This window comes from Micromonospora sp. NPDC004551 (genome assembly GCF_040609975.1).
Lineage (GTDB): Bacteria > Actinomycetota > Actinomycetes > Mycobacteriales > Micromonosporaceae > Micromonospora.
The window spans coordinates 1-1,054 of sequence record NZ_JBEXLM010000088.1; the positions used below are offsets into that span (position 1 = coordinate 1).

A 1,054-nucleotide genomic window follows, 5' to 3' on the forward strand; every position below is an offset into this window, starting at 1 on the left:
CTACCCGTCGTCGCCTTGGTAGGCCATCACCCCACCAACAAGCTGATAGGCCGCGGGCTCATCCTTCACCGCCGGAGCTTTCCACCACCAGACCATGCGGTCGGAGGTCGTATCCGGTATTAGACCCCGTTTCCAGGGCTTGTCCCAGAGTGAAGGGCAGATTGCCCACGTGTTACTCACCCGTTCGCCACTAATCCCCTCCCGAAGGAGGTTCATCGTTCGACTTGCATGTGTTAAGCACGCCGCCAGCGTTCGTCCTGAGCCAGGATCAAACTCTCCGTGAATGTTTACCCGTAATCGGGTCAACACACACGAGAGCGGAACAACCAGACGGAATAGGTCCGGTCGTTCACAGCGTCCTCGCTGTGTGTGCCACCCCGACCGCGTGGGCCGTGGTGGGCTTTTCAAAGGAACCTCATCCCCCACGATGTTTCCGGGGAACGGGGTATCAACATATCTGGCGTTGACTTTTGGCACGCTGTTGAGTTCTCAAGGAACGGACGCTTCCTTTGTGCCTGTTTCACCAGGCTCTCCGGGCGCTTCCCTTCGGTCTTGCGTTTCCGACTCTATCAGATCCTCGCGGTCCTGATTTTCGCCGGTGCGTTTCCGCCTTTCGGCTTCTTCGCGTTTCCAACCTTACCAGATCCGTTTCCGTCTCCGGCGCCCTGTTGGAGCGGGCCAGGCCGTCCGGCTTTCGCTTTCCGGCCTTTCCGACTCTATCAGATCCGTTTCGTTCCGTTGCCGGTCCGAATTCGTTTCCGAATCCCCGTCGGAGGGGGTCCGCCGTGGTGCGGCCTATTTGCTCGGCTGCGCCTTTCGGCGTGATCACTACGTTAGCGGAATTCCTCGTTGACGCATAATCACGTCACGGTCGAATTTCGGCATGCCGAAATTGGTCCCGGTGAGGGCCGTGCAGTAGTGGTGTGCCGCGAAGCGGCGGGATGGCGGCCTCGGAACCGTTCCGGCTCCGGGGCAACTCGGAGAACATTACGGATGAGGGATGGGCGTGTCAACCTGCGTCAGTCAAGGTCACTCAGACGCCCGTCGGCGTCCG

General features: G+C 59.9%; 1 rRNA gene. It reads right to left on the reverse strand.

From position 1 onward, the window contains the following. Nucleotides 1–284: ribosomal RNA gene (locus ABZW14_RS34230) — 16S ribosomal RNA — on the reverse strand; the annotation flags it as partial. Nucleotides 285–1,054 lie beyond the last annotated feature (770 nt).